The organism is Pseudomonas fluorescens, assembly GCF_018614775.1.
Lineage (GTDB): Bacteria > Pseudomonadota > Gammaproteobacteria > Pseudomonadales > Pseudomonadaceae > Aquipseudomonas > Aquipseudomonas fluorescens_BY.
The window spans coordinates 1-16,717 of the sequence record NZ_JAGGOF010000053.1 but is presented as its reverse complement, the minus strand read 5'-3'; the positions used below and the strand labels follow the sequence as shown (position 1 = coordinate 16,717).

The 16,717-nt window shown below is 61.4% G+C and carries 22 protein-coding genes; 7 read left to right on the top strand and 15 right to left on the bottom strand.

Annotation, left to right across the window (positions count from 1 at the left end):
• Positions 1–41 precede the first annotated feature (41 nt).
• The 4 genes from J7E36_RS15670 (at position 42) to tsaA (ending at position 2,599) form a co-directional block, all read left to right on the top strand.
• On the top strand, positions 42–515 hold the full coding sequence (locus tag J7E36_RS15670; RefSeq protein WP_215004434.1) for a GNAT family N-acetyltransferase: 474 nt from the start codon (positions 42–44) through the stop codon (positions 513–515).
• Positions 516–597: 82 nt separating this feature from the next.
• Entirely contained in the window at positions 598–1,308 is a 711-nt protein-coding gene (locus J7E36_RS15665; protein ID WP_215004432.1) for an rRNA pseudouridine synthase, read from the top strand.
• A gap of 59 nt (positions 1,309–1,367) precedes the next feature.
• On the top strand, positions 1,368–1,829 hold the full coding sequence (locus tag J7E36_RS15660) for a DUF1456 family protein (protein WP_215004430.1): 462 nt from the start codon (positions 1,368–1,370) through the stop codon (positions 1,827–1,829).
• A 71-nt stretch (positions 1,830–1,900) separates the two neighbouring features.
• Positions 1,901–2,599 carry a tRNA (N6-threonylcarbamoyladenosine(37)-N6)-methyltransferase TrmO gene (gene tsaA, locus J7E36_RS15655; RefSeq protein WP_215004428.1) on the top strand — a complete coding sequence of 233 codons (699 nt, stop codon included), beginning with the start codon at positions 1,901–1,903 and terminating at the stop codon, positions 2,597–2,599.
• A gap of 191 nt (positions 2,600–2,790) precedes the next feature.
• Here tsaA and fpr read toward each other — a convergent pair whose 3' ends face one another.
• Positions 2,791–3,570, bottom strand: a complete 780-nt coding sequence (gene fpr / locus J7E36_RS15650) for a ferredoxin-NADP reductase (protein WP_007923929.1) — start codon at positions 3,568–3,570, stop codon at positions 2,791–2,793.
• A gap of 121 nt (positions 3,571–3,691) precedes the next feature.
• Between fpr and J7E36_RS15645 the strand changes: the two genes are divergently transcribed.
• Complete coding sequence (locus J7E36_RS15645) at positions 3,692–4,618, top strand: LysR family transcriptional regulator (RefSeq protein ID WP_215004426.1); 927 nt, start codon at positions 3,692–3,694, stop codon at positions 4,616–4,618.
• Between the two features lie 4 nt (positions 4,619–4,622).
• Here the strand turns inward: J7E36_RS15645 and J7E36_RS15640 are convergent, their stop codons facing one another.
• The 3 genes from J7E36_RS15640 to J7E36_RS15630 all read right to left on the bottom strand — a co-directional run bounded on the left by J7E36_RS15640 (position 4,623) and on the right by J7E36_RS15630 (position 6,670).
• Entirely contained in the window at positions 4,623–4,985 is a 363-nt protein-coding gene (locus J7E36_RS15640; protein ID WP_063322710.1) for a diacylglycerol kinase, read from the bottom strand.
• Between the two features lie 71 nt (positions 4,986–5,056).
• Positions 5,057–5,710: a response regulator transcription factor ErdR gene (gene erdR / locus J7E36_RS15635; protein WP_215004424.1), complete on the bottom strand. Its 654-nt coding sequence runs from the start codon at positions 5,708–5,710 to the stop codon at positions 5,057–5,059.
• Between the two features lie 213 nt (positions 5,711–5,923).
• Positions 5,924–6,670 (bottom strand): tRNA-uridine aminocarboxypropyltransferase, encoded by a 747-nt coding sequence (locus J7E36_RS15630; RefSeq protein ID WP_215004422.1) that lies wholly within the window; start codon positions 6,668–6,670, stop codon positions 5,924–5,926.
• Positions 6,671–6,854: 184 nt separating this feature from the next.
• Between J7E36_RS15630 and J7E36_RS15625 the strand changes: the two genes are divergently transcribed.
• Positions 6,855–7,277: a quorum-sensing-regulated virulence factor family protein gene (locus J7E36_RS15625; protein ID WP_003198359.1), complete on the top strand. Its 423-nt coding sequence runs from the start codon at positions 6,855–6,857 to the stop codon at positions 7,275–7,277.
• Here J7E36_RS15625 and J7E36_RS15620 read toward each other — a convergent pair whose 3' ends face one another.
• Positions 7,278–7,469: a hypothetical protein gene (locus tag J7E36_RS15620; RefSeq protein ID WP_215004420.1), complete on the bottom strand. Its 192-nt coding sequence runs from the start codon at positions 7,467–7,469 to the stop codon at positions 7,278–7,280.
• 241 nt (positions 7,470–7,710) lie between these two features.
• Here J7E36_RS15620 and J7E36_RS15615 point away from each other — a divergent pair, with 241 nt between their 5' ends.
• Positions 7,711–8,829, top strand: coding sequence for a TIGR00730 family Rossman fold protein (locus tag J7E36_RS15615; protein WP_215004418.1), 1,119 nt, complete (start codon positions 7,711–7,713; stop codon positions 8,827–8,829).
• A 42-nt stretch (positions 8,830–8,871) separates the two neighbouring features.
• On the opposite strand, the gene recX is transcribed toward J7E36_RS15615, so the two are convergent.
• From recX to J7E36_RS15565, 10 genes are all read right to left on the bottom strand, one after another.
• The gene (gene recX / locus J7E36_RS15610; protein WP_018607949.1) at positions 8,872–9,339 is read right to left on the bottom strand and encodes a recombination regulator RecX; all 468 of its coding nucleotides are present in this window, start codon (positions 9,337–9,339) and stop codon (positions 8,872–8,874) included.
• 8 nt (positions 9,340–9,347) lie between these two features.
• The gene (gene recA, locus J7E36_RS15605; RefSeq protein ID WP_215004416.1) at positions 9,348–10,400 is read right to left on the bottom strand and encodes a recombinase RecA; all 1,053 of its coding nucleotides are present in this window, start codon (positions 10,398–10,400) and stop codon (positions 9,348–9,350) included.
• Between the two features lie 83 nt (positions 10,401–10,483).
• Positions 10,484–10,984 (bottom strand): CinA family protein, encoded by a 501-nt coding sequence (locus tag J7E36_RS15600; RefSeq protein WP_215004414.1) that lies wholly within the window; start codon positions 10,982–10,984, stop codon positions 10,484–10,486.
• Positions 10,985–11,055: 71 nt separating this feature from the next.
• Positions 11,056–11,571 carry a lysis system i-spanin subunit Rz gene (locus tag J7E36_RS15595; protein ID WP_215004412.1) on the bottom strand — a complete coding sequence of 172 codons (516 nt, stop codon included), beginning with the start codon at positions 11,569–11,571 and terminating at the stop codon, positions 11,056–11,058.
• The gene (locus J7E36_RS15590; RefSeq protein ID WP_215004410.1) at positions 11,568–12,113 is read right to left on the bottom strand and encodes a glycoside hydrolase family 19 protein; all 546 of its coding nucleotides are present in this window, start codon (positions 12,111–12,113) and stop codon (positions 11,568–11,570) included. Before J7E36_RS15590 ends, J7E36_RS15595 begins: the two co-directional genes overlap by 4 nt.
• A gap of 79 nt (positions 12,114–12,192) precedes the next feature.
• Positions 12,193–13,209 (bottom strand): contractile injection system protein, VgrG/Pvc8 family, encoded by a 1,017-nt coding sequence (locus J7E36_RS15585; RefSeq protein WP_215004408.1) that lies wholly within the window; start codon positions 13,207–13,209, stop codon positions 12,193–12,195.
• A gap of 9 nt (positions 13,210–13,218) precedes the next feature.
• Positions 13,219–13,431, bottom strand: a complete 213-nt coding sequence (locus J7E36_RS15580; RefSeq protein WP_215004406.1) for a tail protein X — start codon at positions 13,429–13,431, stop codon at positions 13,219–13,221.
• On the bottom strand, positions 13,424–13,807 hold the full coding sequence (locus tag J7E36_RS15575) for a phage tail protein (protein ID WP_215004404.1): 384 nt from the start codon (positions 13,805–13,807) through the stop codon (positions 13,424–13,426). Before J7E36_RS15575 ends, J7E36_RS15580 begins: the two co-directional genes overlap by 8 nt.
• Positions 13,807–15,912 carry a phage tail tape measure protein gene (locus J7E36_RS15570; protein ID WP_231286392.1) on the bottom strand — a complete coding sequence of 702 codons (2,106 nt, stop codon included), beginning with the start codon at positions 15,910–15,912 and terminating at the stop codon, positions 13,807–13,809. The genes J7E36_RS15575 and J7E36_RS15570 overlap by 1 nt, the downstream gene beginning before the upstream one ends.
• Positions 15,913–16,091: 179 nt before the next feature.
• A complete protein-coding gene (locus tag J7E36_RS15565; RefSeq protein ID WP_215004400.1) occupies positions 16,092–16,673 on the bottom strand; it encodes a phage tail assembly protein in 582 nt (193 codons plus the stop codon).
• Positions 16,674–16,717 lie beyond the last annotated feature (44 nt).

Genomic DNA, 16,717 nt, shown 5'->3' with positions numbered 1-16,717 from the left:
ATGGAGAAACCCAGGGCATCCAGCACAAGGAACAGGCGGGCATGCGGCAGCATTCGGTCATCCATACACCGAAACCGAGCGACTACCAGGAACTGACCGAGGTGTGGGAGGCATCGGTACGCGCGACCCATGACTTCCTGCCGGACAGTTACATCGAAGTGCTGAAAAACCTGGTGCTCACCCGCTACCTGGACGCGGTGATGCTCATCTGCACCCGGGACGCACGCCAGCGGATCACCGGTTTCGCCGGCGTCGCGGCCGGCAAGATCGAGATGCTGTTCATCGACCCGCAGCACCGTGGCCAGGGCCTGGGCAAGCAATTGCTGCGCTACGCCATGGAGCACCTGAACGCCGATCAACTGGACGTCAATGAACAGAATTCGCAAGCCCTGGGCTTTTACCTCAAGCAAGGATTCGAGGTTATCGGGCGTTCGGCACGCGACGGTATGAACCAGCCCTACCCGCTGCTGCACATGCGATACAAACAACCCGACCTGAAGGCCCGACGCGGCTAAAAGCCACACGGCGCAAATGGACCCGCGATTAACCGGCGCCAGGCAGGTACAATGCCCACCCTCTTTTTGTTACGGCCCTGTCATGACTGACCCGATTCGTCTCTCCAAACGCCTCATCGAACTCGTCGGCTGTTCCCGTCGGGAGGCTGAGCTGTTCATTGAGGGCGGCTGGGTCACCGTGGACGGTGAAGTGATCGATGAACCGCAGTTCAAGGTCACCACCGAACAGGTCGCCCTCGACCCTGAGGCCAAGGCCACCGCGCCGGAACCGGTGACCCTGCTGTTGAACGTCCCGGCCGGCACGGACGTGGACACCGCCATGGCGTCCCTGGGGCCGGAAACCCTGAGCGAAGAACATCGCTTCGGCAAGCGCCCGCTCAAGGGCCATTTCCTGCGCCTGACCGCCAGCGCCGACCTGCAGGCCAACGCCAGCGGACTGTTGGTGTTCACCCAGGACTGGAAAATCTTGCGCAAGCTCACCGCCGACGCCGCCAAGATCGAACAGGAATACGTGGTGGAAGTCGAAGGCGAGATGGTCGCCCACGGCCTCAACCGCCTGAACCATGGCCTGACCTACAAGGGTAAGGAGCTGCCGGCGGTCAAGGCCAGCTGGCAGAACGAGAACCGCCTGCGCTTCGCCATGAAGAACCCGCAACCGGGCGTGATCGCGCTGTTTTGCCAGGCGGTCGGCCTCAAGGTGGTCGCCATTCGCCGCATCCGCATTGGCGGCGTGTCCATCGGCAAGGTGCCGCTGGGCCAGTGGCGCTATCTGTCCGCCAAAGAGAAGTTCTAAATTTTTTCGGCGCCGCACCCCGCTGAGGCGCCCACTGCCGATTGATCAGGATTGCCCACATGATTCACAACGACGTACTGCGCAGCGTGCGCTACATGCTCGACATCAGCGACAAGAAAGTCATCGAGATCATCAAGCTCGGCGGCCTGGAAGTGACCCTGGCGGACCTGGCCGGCTATCTCAAGAAAGACGAGGAAGAAGGCTTCGTGTTCTGCCCTGACGACGTCATGGCGCATTTCCTCGATGGCCTGGTGATCTTCAAGCGCGGCAAGGATGAAAGCCGGGCGCCGCAGCCCATCGAAGTGCCGGTGACCAACAACATCATCCTCAAGAAACTGCGAGTGGCCTTCGAACTGAAGGAAGACGACATGCACGCCATCCTCAAGGCCGCAGAGTTCCCGGTGTCCAAGCCGGAACTGAGCGCGCTGTTCCGCAAGTTCGGCCACACCAACTACCGCCCGTGTGGCGACCAGTTGCTGCGCAACTTCCTCAAGGGGCTGACGCTGCGCGTCAGAGCTTAAACAACAGCCAAAAGCTTCAAGCGGCAAGTTCAAAGCTTGCGACTTGCAGCTTGTAGCTTGGGGCTCCCGACATGACCCATACCGTCTCCCCCATCGGCTTCGTCCGCTCCTGCTTCAAGGAGAAGTTCGCCATCCCCCGCCAACCACAACTGGCCCCCGCCGCACGCGGTGTGCTGGAGTTGGTGGCGCCGTTCGACCAGGGGAATGCGGTGCAGGGCCTGGAGCAGGTCAGTCATGTCTGGCTGTTGTTCCTGTTTCATCAGGCCCTTGAAGACAAGCCGCGACTGAAAGTGCGACCGCCACGCCTGGGCGGCAACAAGTCCATGGGCGTGTTTGCCACCCGCGCCACCCACCGTCCTAACGGCATCGGCCAGTCGGTGGTGAAGCTGGAGCGGGTTGAAGCCGGGCGCCTGTGGCTCTCGGGCATCGATTTGCTGGACGGCACGCCGGTGCTGGACATCAAGCCCTACGTGCCCTACGCCGACATCATCGGTTCGGCGTCCAATGCCATCGCCAGCGCAGCGCCCGAGCTGATTCCTGTGCAATGGACGGATGCAGCCCTGCTCCAGGCCCGTGACCATGCGACACGCCTGGAGGAGCCCTTGGTGGAGCTGATCGAACAATGCCTGGCCCAGGATCCCCGTCCGGCGTACCAGACACCAACCGCCGAACGGGAATACGGTGCGCAATTCTGGGACCTGGACGTGCGCTGGCATTACCCGCAGCCGGGGTTGATCCGGGTATTGGAAGTCGTTCCTGCCGAGCGATAAGCCAGAAACGAAAAAGTCCGCGCTGCCTGATAAAGGCAACGCGGGCTTTTTTTGTGAGGCCTTAAGACAGACCGAGTCGCGGCCATCGCGAGCAGGCTCGCTCCCACACTTGATTTGTGGCGATGCACGAAACCCTGTGGGAGCGAGCCTGCTCGCGATGACGGCCTGTCATCCACTGCAAATCTTACAGGTTACTTCTCTACAAACGCCCGCTCGATCAGGTAATCACCCGGCTCACGCATACGCGGCGAAACGGTCAGGCCGAAGCTGTTGAGCACTTCGCTGGTTTCGTCGAGCATGCTCGGGCTGCCGCACAGCATGGCGCGGTCATCCTGCGGGTTGATCGGCGGCAGGCCGATGTCGCTGAACAGCTTGCCACTGCGCATCAGGTCAGTCAGGCGGCCTTCGTTTTCGAAGGGCTCGCGCGTCACGGTCGGGTAGTAGATCAGCTTTTCACGCAGTGCTTCGCCGAAGAACTCGTTCTGCGGCAGGTGTTCGGTGATGAACTCGCGGTAGGCGACTTCATTGACGTAGCGCACGCCGTGGCACAGGATCACTTTTTCGAAACGCTCGTAGGTTTCCGGATCCTGGATGACGCTCATGAACGGCGCCAGGCCGGTGCCGGTGCTGAGCAGGTACAAATGCTTGCCGGGCTTGAGATCGTCCAGCACCAAGGTGCCGGTGGGCTTCTTGCTGATGATGATCTCGTCGCCTTCCTTCAGGTGCTGCAGCTGGGAAGTCAGCGGGCCATCGGGCACCTTGATGCTGAAGAATTCGAGATGCTCTTCCCAGTTCGGGCTGGCAATCGAGTAAGCGCGCATAAGCGGGCGGCCGTTGGGCTGCTGCAGGCCGATCATCACGAACTGACCGTTCTCGAAGCGCAGGCCCGGATCGCGGGTGCACTTGAAGCTGAACAGAGTGTCGTTCCAGTGATGAACACTGAGGACACGCTCGTGGTTCATATTGCTCATGTACGTGGGACTCCTGGGAATGATGCCTGCGTCGTTATATGCGCATTTGCATCGCATTCTAATGGCGACGACAATATCTGTTAACTGGATTATTAAGATAAGGGTTATCGGTTATATAGATATGCGATTTACTCTACGTCAACTTCAAGTCTTCGTCGCCGTCGCCCAGCAGGAAAGCGTGTCCCGTGCTGCGGGCCTGCTCAACCTGTCGCAGTCGGCGGCCAGCACCTCCATCACCGAACTGGAGCGGCAATCAAGCTGCCAATTGTTCGACCGCGCTGGCAAGCGCCTGAGCCTCAACGCCCTTGGCAAGCAGCTGCTGCCCCAGGCGGTGGCGCTGCTGGACCAGGCCAAGGAGATCGAGGACCTGCTCAACGGCAAGTCCGGCTTTGGCTCACTGGCGGTTGGCGCCACATTGACCATCGGCAACTACCTGGCAACCCTGTTGATCGGCGGCTTCATGCAGCGCCATCCGGAAAGCCAAGTGAAGCTGCATGTGCAGAACACAGCCAATATCGTGCACCAGGTAGCCCACTATGAAATTGATCTGGGTCTGATCGAAGGCGATTGCAACCATCCCGACATTGAGGTGCAGAGCTGGGTCGAGGACGAACTGGTGGTGTTCTGCGCCCCCCAACACCCCCTGGCCCAGCGCGGCCAGGCGAGCATGGAGGAACTGACCCATCAAGCGTGGATTCTGCGGGAACAGGGTTCAGGCACTCGGCTGACCTTCGACCAAGCCATGCGCCACCACCGCAGCGCACTGAACATCCGCCTGGAACTGGAGCACACCGAAGCCATCAAGCGCGCCGTGGAATCCGGCCTGGGCATCGGCTGCATTTCTCGCCTGGCCCTGCGCGATGCCTTCCGGCGCGGCAGCCTGGTCGCGGTGGAAACCCCGGACATGGACCTGGCGCGCCAGTTCTACTTCATCTGGCACAAACAGAAATACCAGACCTCGGCCATGCGTGAATTCCTCGAGCTGTGTCGGGCCTTCACCGCCGGGGTCCAGCGCAGCGACGAAATCGTGCTGCCGACCATTGCCTGAGGGATTAGAGCAGCACCACACCCCAGACCAAGGCGATCATCGTCAGGGCGACGAGCTGGGCAGCGCTGCCCATGTCCTTGGCGTTTTTCGACAACGGATGCAGCTCCAGGGAGATGCGGTCGATGGCTGCTTCCACCGCCGAGTTGAGCAACTCGACGATCAATGCCAGCAGGCAGACGGCAATCAGCAGCGCCTGCTCGACGCGGCTGACGTTCAGGAAGAACGACAACGGAATCAGGACGACATTGAGCAGTACCAATTGACGGAACGCCGCTTCACCGACAAACGCGGCGCGCAGCCCGTCCAGGGAATAGCCAGAGGCGTTGAGGATGCGTTTCAGGCCGGTTTGGCCTTTGAAAGGTGACATAGAGTAGGCACTGATCGAAAAGGAGTGGAGAAGCTAATTCAAATCCGGTCAAAAAAGCGTGAACCAGACCATTAAGACTGCGGTGAAATTGACTCAAGTTGTTGCAGCAGCAGGGCCGCCTGGGTCCGAGTACGCACATTCAGCTTGCGAAAGATCGCGGTCACATGGGCCTTGATGGTGGCCTCCGATACGTTCAATTCATAGGCAATCTGCTTGTTCAGCAGGCCTTCGCAAACCATGGTCAACACCCGGAATTGCTGCGGCGTCAGGCTGGCCAGGCCCGCGCTGGCGGCCTTGGCTTCTTCGGACACGCTCACAGCTTCGAACGCCTGAGGCGGCCAGGACACATCGCCATCGAGCACCGCTTTCACAGCCTTCTGGATCATCTCGAGGGAGCTGGATTTGGGGATGAACCCACTGGCCCCGAACTCGCGGGCCTTGACCATGACCGACGCTTCTTCCTGGGCCGACACCATCACCACGGGAATCTGCGGGTACTGGCCGCGCAACAGCACCAGGCCCGAAAAGCCGTAGGCACCGGGCATGTTCAAGTCCAGCAGGACCAGGTCCCAATCAGCCTTTTCCGTCAGCCGGGCTTCCAGCTCCGCGATACTGGCCACCTCCGTCAACCGGACATCCGGGCCCAGGCCCAGGGTCACTGCCTGATGCAACGCGCTGCGAAAGAGCGGGTGGTCATCGGCAATCAGGATTTCGTATGTGGCCATTTTTTCAATGATCCTGTTTTTAATGGCAGGCCCGATGCATTCGCGCCTCACCAAAACAACTCATGACGCCACCGATGCAGCAGCATCCGCGGGGCACGTTCGGCGCCAAACACAGCGCTTCAAACTTGGGCCGCACCCGGGTCGGCGCCAAGCATGCCCAGCGAAGCCGGGGTGGTCAAGCCGCACGGCCACCCGTGTGTCGAGTATGGGCCACTATTGGGCCAACACCGCTGACTCAGTCTGAATGAAGGGCAGCAGCTCGGCGTGAGCCGGGGTCGACACATTCACCTCCTGCTGGCGTTTGGCACCCAGGTAATGCTGGCTGAACACATCGAAATAGGCGTCCAGCGCCGACGCGGCATCGCTGTCCCCGGCCAGTTCCAGGCACAACGCTGCCACTTCGGCGGTGCACAGATGCTCGCTGCGGGTCGAACGGCGCAAGCGATAGCGCGACAGCTTGTCGGGCATCAGGCTCAGGATCGGCAGCCGGTCGAAATACGGGCTTTTACGGAAGATCTTGCGCGCCTCCGTCCAGGTCGCGTCCAGCAGAATGAACAGCGGGCGCCTGGACTGATCGAGGTCAACCGTGTGGGTCACCCGGGAGGGTTCGACGTATTCGCCAGGAAACACCAGGTACGGTTGCCATTGCGGGTCGTTCAGCAGCGCCAGCAGTTGCTCGTCGACTTCGGTGCGCGACCAGATGAACGCATGATTGTCACGCACCACGTCGGCAATCAGCCAACCGGTATTGCTCGGTTTGAACACTTCCTTGTTGGTCATGATCAGGCAGATCCCCGAACGGGTCTCCACGCTCGGCCGCCAGGCACACAGGCAATGGCTCTCGATCACCCGGCAGGCGCTGCAACGGGGCGCACGCCAGCCACGGGCCTGAATTGGCTTGATGCCTTCGTCGATACGCTGGTCGCGCAGGCGGGCGACGGCGTTAGGGGCGTGATTCATCGTGGGCGACGTCGACGAACAAAGGGACTGGACACGAACAACACTCGGCAGGGCAATAAAGGCCGGCAGTCTACCAGAGCGCGCAAGCCTGTACCGTCCACCCGAGCTCCCCTATAATTCCCGGCCACTGAACGCACAGTCATGTGATGGGTCGAACCACCAGTCACTGAACCAGGAGAGTTTCATGTTGCGCCTTATCGTCCCTACCGTTGCCGTTCTGCTGGCGACGTCCTTCAGCGCTCAGGCTGCCTCGCTGAAAGAACTCGAACTGAACAAGATGCTGCAGAACGTTGCCAAGGAAAGCAGCGTCGGCACGCCGCGGGCGATCAACGAAGATATTCTCGACCAGGGTTACACCGTCGAAGGCACCGAGCTGATCAACCACCTCAGCGTGCAAAGCAGCCACGCTCAGAAAATGCGCGCCGACCCCAAAGCCGTGTATTTCCAATTGGGCTCCACGGTGTGCACCAACCCGGGCTTTCGCAAGTTGATGGCCAAGGGCGCGACGATGCGCTACGAGTTCACCGAAGTTAAGACCAACCGTCCGGTTGCGACCGAACGCTTCCAGGAATCGGATTGCCCGAAACCGGCCAAGACGAAGAAGTAATCAATCCGGACGCGCGCGTCGCTGTTCATCATCGGCGCGCAGTTCCGCCACCAGCGCCTGTAGATAGCGCGAGCGCCAGGTTCGCCCTTCCAGTCGGCGACAGCATTCCTCTTCCAGACTCACCCGATTGGCCTGAGCCGATTCCAACAACGTCAGGTACAACTGCCTGTCGAGTTCCAGCGTCACCCTCATCTCTCCTGCCTCCATGCCTGCTCTGCCTTCAATCCATCGCGTGGCGCCCAGCCCTGAGCGCCTGTTGCATTGCCACGCTTGATAATCAGTAAATCAGAGCAACGTGCGCCTGGCCGGCAATCTGACGAGCGGCGCGCGTATGTATCCAGCGGTTGCCAACGGTCACTTTTGAGCGCCATGATCAACGCAGCGAAGTTTGGGACGAGGAACAGGATTCGTCCTGCCAAGAAGGAGAAGTTGAATGCCTTACAAACCGAATGACCTCCTCAGTCGTCATTTTGAGAACCACGGCCACGACCTCACCCGCAAGGTCGAAGAACAACTCAACCTGGTTTCACCCAACAGCCCAAACCTCCCCATCTACCGCGACATGATCCTGACCGTACTGCGTATGGCCCAGGAAGATCACAACCGCTGGAATGCCAAGATTACGCTTCAGGCCCTGCGGGAACTGGAACATGCATTCCGCTCCCTCGAACAGTTCAAGGGGCGGCGCAAGGTCACCGTCTTCGGCTCGGCCCGAACACCCATCGAACATCCGCTATACGCCCTGGCCCGGGAACTGGGGACAGCGCTGGCCCGCTCGGACATGATGGTCATTACCGGCGCTGGCGGCGGCATCATGGCCGCGGCTCATGAAGGCGCGGGACGCGACTACAGCCTGGGATTCAATATCACCCTGCCCTTCGAACAACACGCAAACCCTACCGTCGAAGGCACGCCGAACTTGCTGCCGTTCCACTTTTTCTTCACCCGCAAACTGTTCTTCGTCAAGGAAGCTGACGCACTGGTGCTCTGCCCGGGCGGTTTCGGCACGTTGGACGAAGCACTGGAGGTTCTGACGCTGGTGCAAACCGGTAAGAGCCCGCTGGTACCGGTGGTCCTGCTGGATGTTCCGGGGGGCAAGTTCTGGCAAGGCGCTCTCGATTTCATTCGCGAGCAGTTGGAAGCAAACCGCTACATCCTGCCCACGGACATGAAATTGATACGCCTGGTGTACAACGCCGAAGACGCCGTGGAAGAAATCAACCAGTTCTATCGCAACTTCCACTCCAGTCGCTGGCTCAAGCATCAATTTGTAATTCGCATGAATCACAAGCTCAGCGAACAGGCGCTCCAGCAAATGCAGGCGGAATTTGCCGACCTGTGCCTGAACGACTGTTTCCACCAGCATGACTACAGCGACGAAGACCACGACGAAGCCCGCTTCAGCCACCTGACGCGACTGGCATTCAACTTCACCGCCCGCAATCACGGCCGCTTGAGAGAACTGGTGGATTACATCAACCTGGCAGAAAACTGGGCCCAGCCAGCCGAAAAGATCCAACCCCTCACCTGGGAACCGATCAAGGCGACCTGAACCCATAAAAAAAGGCCCGCTATCGAATAGCGGGCCTTTAGTTTAATCGTCCATACCGCGACCGCTGAACAAGCGGTTGATCATCTCCATGGAATACCCTCGATACGCCAGGAAACGTCCCTGCTTGGCTCGCTCCCGCGCATCGATGGGCAGATGCCCGGAGAACTTGCGACGCCAGGTGTCCGTTAGCTGCTCCTGCCAATCGATACCGCTTTCGCGCAGGGCAAGTTCGATATCGGGGCGTTGCAAGCCGCGTTGGCCCAGTTCCTCACGAATTCGCAAGGGGCCATACCCGGAGCGAGCACGGTAGGAGACAAAACTTTCGAGGTAACGGGATTCCGACAGCAGGCCCTCTTCCGTCAAACGGTCGAGGGCCGTGTCGATCAACTCATCGGGAGCACCGCGCTGACGCAGTTTACGCGTCAGCTCGACTCGCCCGTGCTCGCGCCTGGCGAGCAGGTCCATCGCGGTTCGCCGCACCGCGACGAGGGTATCGAGTACGGCGGTCATCGAGTCGATCAGAGGTCAGCGTCAGCCAGGTCGTCAGCGGTCTCGCGGTTGGCCACTGCCTTGACGTCAGCCACCGGGCTCAGCAGCTTGTCACGCAGTTGCTTCTCGAGGGCCGCTGCAACTTCCGGGTTATCTGCCAGGAACTTGGCCGAGTTGGCCTTACCCTGACCGATCTTGGTGCCGTTGTAGGCGTACCAGGCGCCGGATTTTTCGACAAAACCGTGCAACACACCCAGGTCGATCATCTCACCGTTAAGATAGATGCCCTTGCCGTAAAGAATCTGGAACTCGGCCTGACGGAACGGCGAAGCCACCTTGTTCTTCACCACCTTGACGCGGGTTTCGCTGCCGACCACCTCATCACCTTCTTTCACCGCGCCAGTGCGGCGGATGTCCAGGCGAACCGAGGCGTAGAACTTCAATGCGTTACCACCGGTGGTGGTTTCCGGGCTGCCGAACATCACGCCGATCTTCATACGGATCTGGTTGATGAAGATCACCAGGCAGTTGGCGTTCTTGATGTTACCGGTGATCTTGCGCAGGGCCTGGGACATCAGGCGAGCCTGGAGGCCCACGTGCATGTCGCCCATTTCACCTTCGATTTCAGCCTTTGGCACCAGGGCCGCCACGGAGTCGACGATGATCACGTCAACCGCGTTGGAACGCACCAGCATGTCGGTAATTTCCAGGGCCTGCTCACCGGTGTCCGGCTGGGAAACCAGCAGGTCGTCGACGTTGACACCCAGTTTGAGGGCATATTCCGGATCCAGGGCGTGTTCGGCGTCGACGAAGGCGCAGGTCGCGCCGGCTTTCTGGGCCTGGGCGATCACGGACAAGGTCAGTGTAGTTTTACCGGAAGATTCAGGACCGTAGATCTCAACGATCCGGCCTTTCGGCAGGCCGCCGATGCCCAGCGCAATGTCCAGGCCCAGGGAGCCGGTGGAGATGGAAGGAATAGCCTGACGGTCCTGATCGCCCATACGCATTACGGCACCCTTGCCGAATTGACGTTCGATCTGACCCAAGGCCGCAGCCAAGGCTTTCTTCTTGTTGTCGTCCATTAAAGTCCTCACGTAATCAATAAGGCCTGGCGGCCAACACCTGTATAAGTAGCCAGTATTATTCCACAGGGATTGAAGATCGCCTACCCCTGATTTGAGATTTCTGCCAAGGCATGGTGCAACAGCCCCTCTAGCGCGGCCTTCACCGTTTGTCGGCGGACCTCCTCACGGTTGCCCGGGAAAAAGCGCTGCTCGCTGATCAGCGCCTCGCCAACGACCCAGGCCAGCCATACAGTGCCCACCGGTTTGTTCGGCGAGCCCCCGTCAGGCCCGGCCACGCCGCTGACCGCCACGGCAAACCGCGCCAGACTTTTGTGCTGGGCGCCGCGGGCCATGGCTTCGACCACCTCGCGGCTGACCGCCCCCACCGTCTCGAACAAGCCGCCCGGTACATTCAACTGCTGGGTCTTCTGGCGATTGGAGTAGGTGACGTAACCGGCCTCGAACCAGGCCGAACTCCCCGGAATCCGGGTGATCGCCTCGGCAATCCCGCCGCCGGTACAGGACTCGGCGGTAGTGACGTGGGCGTTGAGCAACTGCAAGCGCCTGCCCAGTTCTGCGGCCAGTTCGGTAATCTCGTCCACGGTACTCTCCAGATTCGGCGCAATAGGGGCCTACCGTACACGAGCAGTCGACGCTTGCAAGGCTTGCCGGATTACTGACCCAGCGCCCTGACGTAGGCCTGACAGGCCTGCAAAGCGATCAATCCCCGGTCGCCTTCGTCGGTGATGCCGATAATTCGTTGAGCATGCGCCGGGTCAAGTCGGGCGCGTGGGGCGCCATGATCCACGCTGCCGGTGCTGGCGGGGGCAGGCAGCGCACAACCGGAGGAGGCATCGTCGGCGTCGAGGAGGACTGACAGCCGGACATCGGCAGTAGCAAGGCGATCGCGCAGGCGATCCTGGTCACGTTGGGCATCGCTCAGGGCTCGGTAGTGGGTTTGCTCGCTGATGGAGAGTTGTTGTGTCAGGACCAGGCGCTTGTCTGTTTCCTGCTGTTGCAAGGCGGCGGCCGCCACGTTCAATCGACTCAGGGTTTCGGCCTGCAACCGAGCCTGATCTGCCAGCGCCTTGCCGTAACGCCAATCCTGGACTTTCCACGCCACGCCGGCTGCCGCCAGCAAAAGCGCCAGCCTCCATACTGGGGCCAGTCTGAGCCAGCCGGGGTTCATTCCAGCACCTGCAAGGCCCGTTCATACAGGGTCCGCCGATCCGCCGCACCGTGCTGGCCACCGTTGATCCGCTGGGTGATCGTGTCGAAGTGTCCCGCGTCAGCCAGCGTGTTGAGCCCATGGACTGCCCAGAACCAGGCCGCCGACTGTGCGGCCCATCGCGGCTGTTCCAACAGCGCGGGCTCATGGACCAGGTCCAGGCCCAACGCCTCTCCGCACGCCTGGTAATTTACCCGGCCAGTCAACTGGATCAGTCCGCGGCCGCGGTACTTCTGGCCATCACTGTCCGCATCCGGCGTATTACCCAGGCGCAAGGCCAGTTGACCGGTATCATATTTCGACAGGTAGGCGTCGCTGCCCAGTTCTCGCACATAACGCAGTTGGCCGGACTCGTGACCCACCTGGGCAATGAACGCCGCGACACGCTTCGGGCCGATGATCTGATAGCGGCCCATGGCGGCGTTCAGGAAGGGGGTGAAAACGCCGACATTGGCACCGGCGTCAGGGAGGATGTGCAGCAGTTGCGCTTGGGTGATGGGCATGACGTTCTCGTTGATTGTGCTGGCCTCATCGCGAGCAGGCTCGCGCCCACAGGGCCAGCGTGGACTTTGGTGATGGGCGTCAGGCCCGGGCGTCCAGGCAGGTCGCGTGGAGTTTGCAGCGGTAGCTGGTGGCCCGATTACCCGTCGCCGTAACCTTGTCGATCGACCAGCGCCCGCGCATGAAATCCGGCCAGGAGGGGTCCAGCAGGACGATACCTTCGGCGGATAACCCCGGGTTGCCGGGGCATTCGATCGTCACCTTGAGTGCTTCGCGCAGCATTCTGCGTACTTCGCCTTCAGCGGCGGCGCGGGCGTCGTTGGCACTTTGGAAACGCTGGCGAAGGGTCTTGAACGGCGCGATGCCACTCTCCTCGACGCGCACCTTGCCCGCCGTTGCATCCCACCAACTGCTCTTGCAGCCCTGGTATTTCGCCCGGGCGGTTTCATCAAAGATGGCCGAGACAAAGGCGTGATCACCGGGACGATTGTTGGTCGTCACCGACAGCCGGATGTCGGGCAGCACCTTGCCCGACAACGATTTGGCCTGGCCGCGCCGGGCGAGCACGTACAGCTCGTTGGTCGGCTTGGCGACGGCGTCATAACGATGGGCCAGGCGTGTGAGGAAACCCATGTCGGTTTCGTTGGATTGGTCGATGTGCTCGATTTTTATCAACGACAGTTCCGGCGCCACCCGAGGGGAAAAACCGTGCCGGGAAGCCAGCTGACGGAACAACGCGCCCAGGGTCGTCGGCCCGTGGCTGACGGATCGACGCTGCTTGAAGCCGGTCGGGTCCGAAGCACTGAACGGCGCCGCCGTGGCCACCAGCGTCAAGCGCAAGGGGAATAGAATCGGCGTGAGCCGTGAAATGACGAACTCGCCCTTGTCCACCAGCCCCGACTCCAGATAGCCGACCCGCAGCCCGATTTTCCCGCCCAGGCTGGGCAGGCCATCGAGCCCTTCCAGGTTGATCGTCAACGTCAGCTGATCGGACTCGATACCGGCCGCATCGACGTGCGTCCAATCGAGCAATCGCTCATTGAGCAGCACCGCGTTGGCGCCGTAAATTTCCACTGCAGGTGTAAAACCCAGTGCCATGTTGCCTCCTTAGTCCCAGGCCGAGACCGGCGTGGCTGCAGCGGGTTTCAGATCCACTTCCGGCAGCACCACCCACACCTCTGCCGGCAATACCGGCCCCCATTCCGCCAGCCCCGGATTGAGCTGCCAGAGCGCCTCTTCGGCGGCATCGTCACAGCGCCCCAACTCGCGATACAGCAACAGATTCACCGAATCACCGGCGATACTTCGAACCCTACGCATTGGCGAACTCCGTCAATTCAATCAGCCAACCGACCACCATCGCGGTGCCATCATCAATGATCTCGGTCTGGGTTTCCGTGACCTTGCTGATCTGCCAAAGGCCCCAGTTGCGACCGATACCGTCAACCAACGGCACCGGGACGCGCAGCGCTTGCAGCGCGCGCAACTCATCGAGCCGATCCATCGCGGTGGCGTACATCGACTTGCCCGTGATGGTCAGCCCCTGCAGGCCTTGGCCGATCTGGCTGGACCTGGGTTTGCTGGTGAGGATGTCGATGCTCTTCCAGCCACCGTCCGAGGTGCGCACCAGCGAGTGGTACGCAAAGTTCCTGGACAGGCCGAAAATGAAACCGCCCAGTGCCATTTGCTGGCGCATCACGTCACTCCGTCAGTCAGGGCCGCGTCACTGCGCATGGCGAGTGAGTTGGGCATGGTGGTAAGTCCGAATTGGCCGGTGAGCTGTCGCACCACCAGGTTGGCCAACTGGCTGGCACTGGCCTGGTCCTGGCCGTTGATGTAGATGTTTGCGGTCATGGTGTTCTGTTGGCTGGTGGTTTGGGTGCTGGTCAGGTCTTTGCTGACTTGCTCCGGGGCGGCGAGAGTGTCCGCGGGCGAAGTCAGCTTTTCGCCCAGCCAGGCACCCGTTTCGCTCCCCAGACAGCCTCCCGCCAACCCTCCGACGACAGCGCCGAGCGCTCCACCAATGGCCGTGCCGAGGCCCGGGCCAAAGAAGGTACCTATCGTGGCGCCCGCTATAGCCCCAGCCTCAGCACCCGCCCAGCCACCACCCGCAGCGCCCAGGCCTGCGCCTACCTTCCGCGCGTCGCCGCTCATCACCCCGTCGACCACCTCGGGGACGGCAGTTAACGCGGCAGCGGCGGGAATGAAGCGGGTCAATGAGCGGACTGAGGCGCTCACCCCGCGCAATGAAGGGTCGGAACCCATCCCGGCCTCGGCCTTCGCGGCGTTTACCGTCGCATCCTTGATATCCAGCCTGGCCGTTCGACCCTTTGCGACGTCCTCAGAAATCATCTCGCCCATACGTTCAGGAAGACGACTCGCCACACCGCCGACGACCCGCTTGCCCACTCGGCTGCTCAGCTCATCCGTGACGGCCTTGAGCAGCGCGCCCACCAGCGGCTTGATCGCGGCGGCAACCAGCACAATCGCCGCAGCGGCTTTGGGTGAAGACTCGGCCAAGTCACCCATGCCGTCCGCCAACGCACCCAGGCCTTGAAGCGAGCTTTCTTCCGTGGGCGCCAGGGCGTTTCCGGCAGCCACCAGCGCTCGGTCATTGCGTGCGTTCAGGTTGTTCCACTGGCCCTGCCGGGTTTGCGACGACGCCCACGCGTCCTGCCGCACCGAGCCTTTATTGCCCAGCTCCGAGGTGGCGTACTGAGCCTTGTCGTTTACCTGTCCGAAGGCGTCGTTCACATCGGCCAGTTTCTGCGCCATGCGCAGCACCGCCTCGTCACTGTTGCCAAAGAGCGTGGCAGCAAGCGCCGTGCGTTGCTCGGCAGGTTGCGCGTTCACGGCCGCCAGCACCGACATCACGGTGCCAGACGCCGTGTCCTTGTCGCGCAAGCCGCTCGCCACGGCCTTGGGATCCAGCGCCAGCTGTCTCCAGGCCGCCCGCTCGGTTACGGAAGTTTGATTACCTTTACCCATGACGGTGGTGATGTCTCTGAGCGCTGCCCCGGCTTCATCCTTTTGCGAACCGCTGCCGAGCAGCGCCGCCGTCAACGCCGCAGCTTGCGCGGGGGCCAGGCCGGCCGCTGTTGCAGCAGCACCGTCACGCTGCAAGACGGCGCCGATGTCACCCGGTTTCGCCCCACCCGGTAGCTTGCCCAGATGGTTGGCCGCATCCGCCAGGTCAAAGGCCTGGGCGCCGGTGAGCTTCATGGACGTGCGCCAGCCAAGCATCATCTCGGCGACCTCCATGGCCGGCATCTTGAAGGCCGATGCGGCAACGCCCACATCACTGGCAAAGCGCAGCAGCTCAGACTGCCGATCCGCAGGGTCGGGCAAATCGCCGCCGATGCCTGCCCGGGCCGCCAGGCTTTCAATCCTCACCAGATCAACCGCTTGGGTTGCACCAGCCGATATCAGCGGCGCGATGGCGATTCGTTGAGTGCCCTGGGCCATTTCCTGGGTCTGACGAGGGGTGAACTTGCCCGCCTGCTTCAGATCGGCCAGGGCCGAATCCATGGCTATCGCGGGTTTGAGCAGGTCGGGGGGCTCGATACTCCCCGCACTCTTTTGTCCACTGGCCGGCTCGCTCTTGGCGCCCGCTCCTGCCGATTGGGACAACAGCCGTAGCGATGACAGTTTCAAGGTCAACGATTCAATGGCCGTCGTCAGCAGGCTGAGCTTGAGCCCGACGCGCTCCAGCGCCAGATCGAGGCCAGCCAGCTGTCCACCCGGTTCCTGTGTGGGCACGCGCGTGACTGCCGTGGCCAGGCTGGTATTCCCGAACGCCAACCCACTCTCATCGAAGGCCGCGTATTTGAGCGAATATCTATTGTCCGCCATCCCGCTCTACTCCTGTTTCACGCCAAGGCGAGTGATCGCGATGCCGTAACGGCGCAATGCCTTGCCGGCGTCCCACTCCAGAATGTCCGCCTCACTTACCTGGTAAATGAGCGGCACCACATCGAGGATCACTTCGATGTCGCGCTCCGAAAGAAGTCCGCCGGTTTGTTTAAAAAATCGTCGATACGCACCTGCAGCTGGGTCCAGTCAGGCACGCTCAACAGCCCCAGATCGGGGATCATCAGGCCCGTGCAATGGGCGGTGATGAACTCGGCGCGTTCCTTGGCCGTCTTCAGTTTTTTCATCGCTTTGGTGGCCCGCAGCACCGGCATTTCCAGGGTCAGCGACGTAACACTGCGGCCCGCCACGCTGATCGGTTGCAGCAGTTGCACCTGGTCGGGATCGTCCGGGGCAATATCAGCCTCGGCCTGTTCGAGAAAGTACGACGCCGGGCGGGTCGACATCTCGTGGACGTACTGGGCGATGCTCACGTAGTCCGGGCGCTTGAGCTGGTCCAGTTCCTTGACCGACAAGCCGGTGGCCAGCCTGGCCAGTTCGAAGAACTGATCGTCTTCGTCATCGCCGGCCCGGGCCAGGGCGTCTTTCTGTGCGGCGTAGTACAGCGGTTTGAGTTGAACTTGCTCGATGGGTGACCCGTCGTCGCCGGTGATGGGCGACAGCAGGGTGTGCAGGGGGGGCGTCCAGGGCATGAATCAATTCCTTGGGTGGATAAAGACCCCCTGTGGGAGCGAGC

Excerpts from the sequence above, each read along its gene's own strand:
- J7E36_RS15660 (WP_215004430.1), top strand. The coding sequence starts at position 1,368 with ATGATTCACAACGACGTACTGCGCAGCGTGCGCTACATGCTCGACATC.
- J7E36_RS15665 (WP_215004432.1), top strand. The coding sequence starts at position 598 with ATGACTGACCCGATTCGTCTCTCCAAACGCCTCATCGAACTCGTCGGC.
- fpr (WP_007923929.1), bottom strand. The coding sequence starts at position 3,570 with ATGAGCAATATGAACCACGAGCGTGTCCTCAGTGTTCATCACTGGAAC.
- J7E36_RS15615 (WP_215004418.1), top strand. The coding sequence starts at position 7,711 with ATGCCTTACAAACCGAATGACCTCCTCAGTCGTCATTTTGAGAACCAC.
- J7E36_RS15640 (WP_063322710.1), bottom strand. The coding sequence starts at position 4,985 with ATGTCACCTTTCAAAGGCCAAACCGGCCTGAAACGCATCCTCAACGCC.
- J7E36_RS15580 (WP_215004406.1), bottom strand. The coding sequence starts at position 13,431 with ATGCGTAGGGTTCGAAGTATCGCCGGTGATTCGGTGAATCTGTTGCTG.
- J7E36_RS15630 (WP_215004422.1), bottom strand. The coding sequence starts at position 6,670 with ATGAATCACGCCCCTAACGCCGTCGCCCGCCTGCGCGACCAGCGTATC.
- J7E36_RS15575 (WP_215004404.1), bottom strand. The coding sequence starts at position 13,807 with ATGCGCCAGCAAATGGCACTGGGCGGTTTCATTTTCGGCCTGTCCAGG.
- erdR (WP_215004424.1), bottom strand. The coding sequence starts at position 5,710 with ATGGCCACATACGAAATCCTGATTGCCGATGACCACCCGCTCTTTCGC.
- J7E36_RS15670 (WP_215004434.1), top strand. The coding sequence starts at position 42 with ATGCGGCAGCATTCGGTCATCCATACACCGAAACCGAGCGACTACCAG.
- J7E36_RS15590 (WP_215004410.1), bottom strand. The coding sequence starts at position 12,113 with ATGCCCATCACCCAAGCGCAACTGCTGCACATCCTCCCTGACGCCGGT.
- J7E36_RS15595 (WP_215004412.1), bottom strand. The coding sequence starts at position 11,571 with ATGAACCCCGGCTGGCTCAGACTGGCCCCAGTATGGAGGCTGGCGCTT.
- J7E36_RS15565 (WP_215004400.1), bottom strand. The coding sequence starts at position 16,673 with ATGCCCTGGACGCCCCCCCTGCACACCCTGCTGTCGCCCATCACCGGC.
- J7E36_RS15625 (WP_003198359.1), top strand. The coding sequence starts at position 6,855 with ATGTTGCGCCTTATCGTCCCTACCGTTGCCGTTCTGCTGGCGACGTCC.
- J7E36_RS15620 (WP_215004420.1), bottom strand. The coding sequence starts at position 7,469 with ATGAGGGTGACGCTGGAACTCGACAGGCAGTTGTACCTGACGTTGTTG.
- J7E36_RS15645 (WP_215004426.1), top strand. The coding sequence starts at position 3,692 with ATGCGATTTACTCTACGTCAACTTCAAGTCTTCGTCGCCGTCGCCCAG.
- recX (WP_018607949.1), bottom strand. The coding sequence starts at position 9,339 with ATGACCGCCGTACTCGATACCCTCGTCGCGGTGCGGCGAACCGCGATG.
- tsaA (WP_215004428.1), top strand. The coding sequence starts at position 1,901 with ATGACCCATACCGTCTCCCCCATCGGCTTCGTCCGCTCCTGCTTCAAG.
- recA (WP_215004416.1), bottom strand. The coding sequence starts at position 10,400 with ATGGACGACAACAAGAAGAAAGCCTTGGCTGCGGCCTTGGGTCAGATC.
- J7E36_RS15585 (WP_215004408.1), bottom strand. The coding sequence starts at position 13,209 with ATGGCACTGGGTTTTACACCTGCAGTGGAAATTTACGGCGCCAACGCG.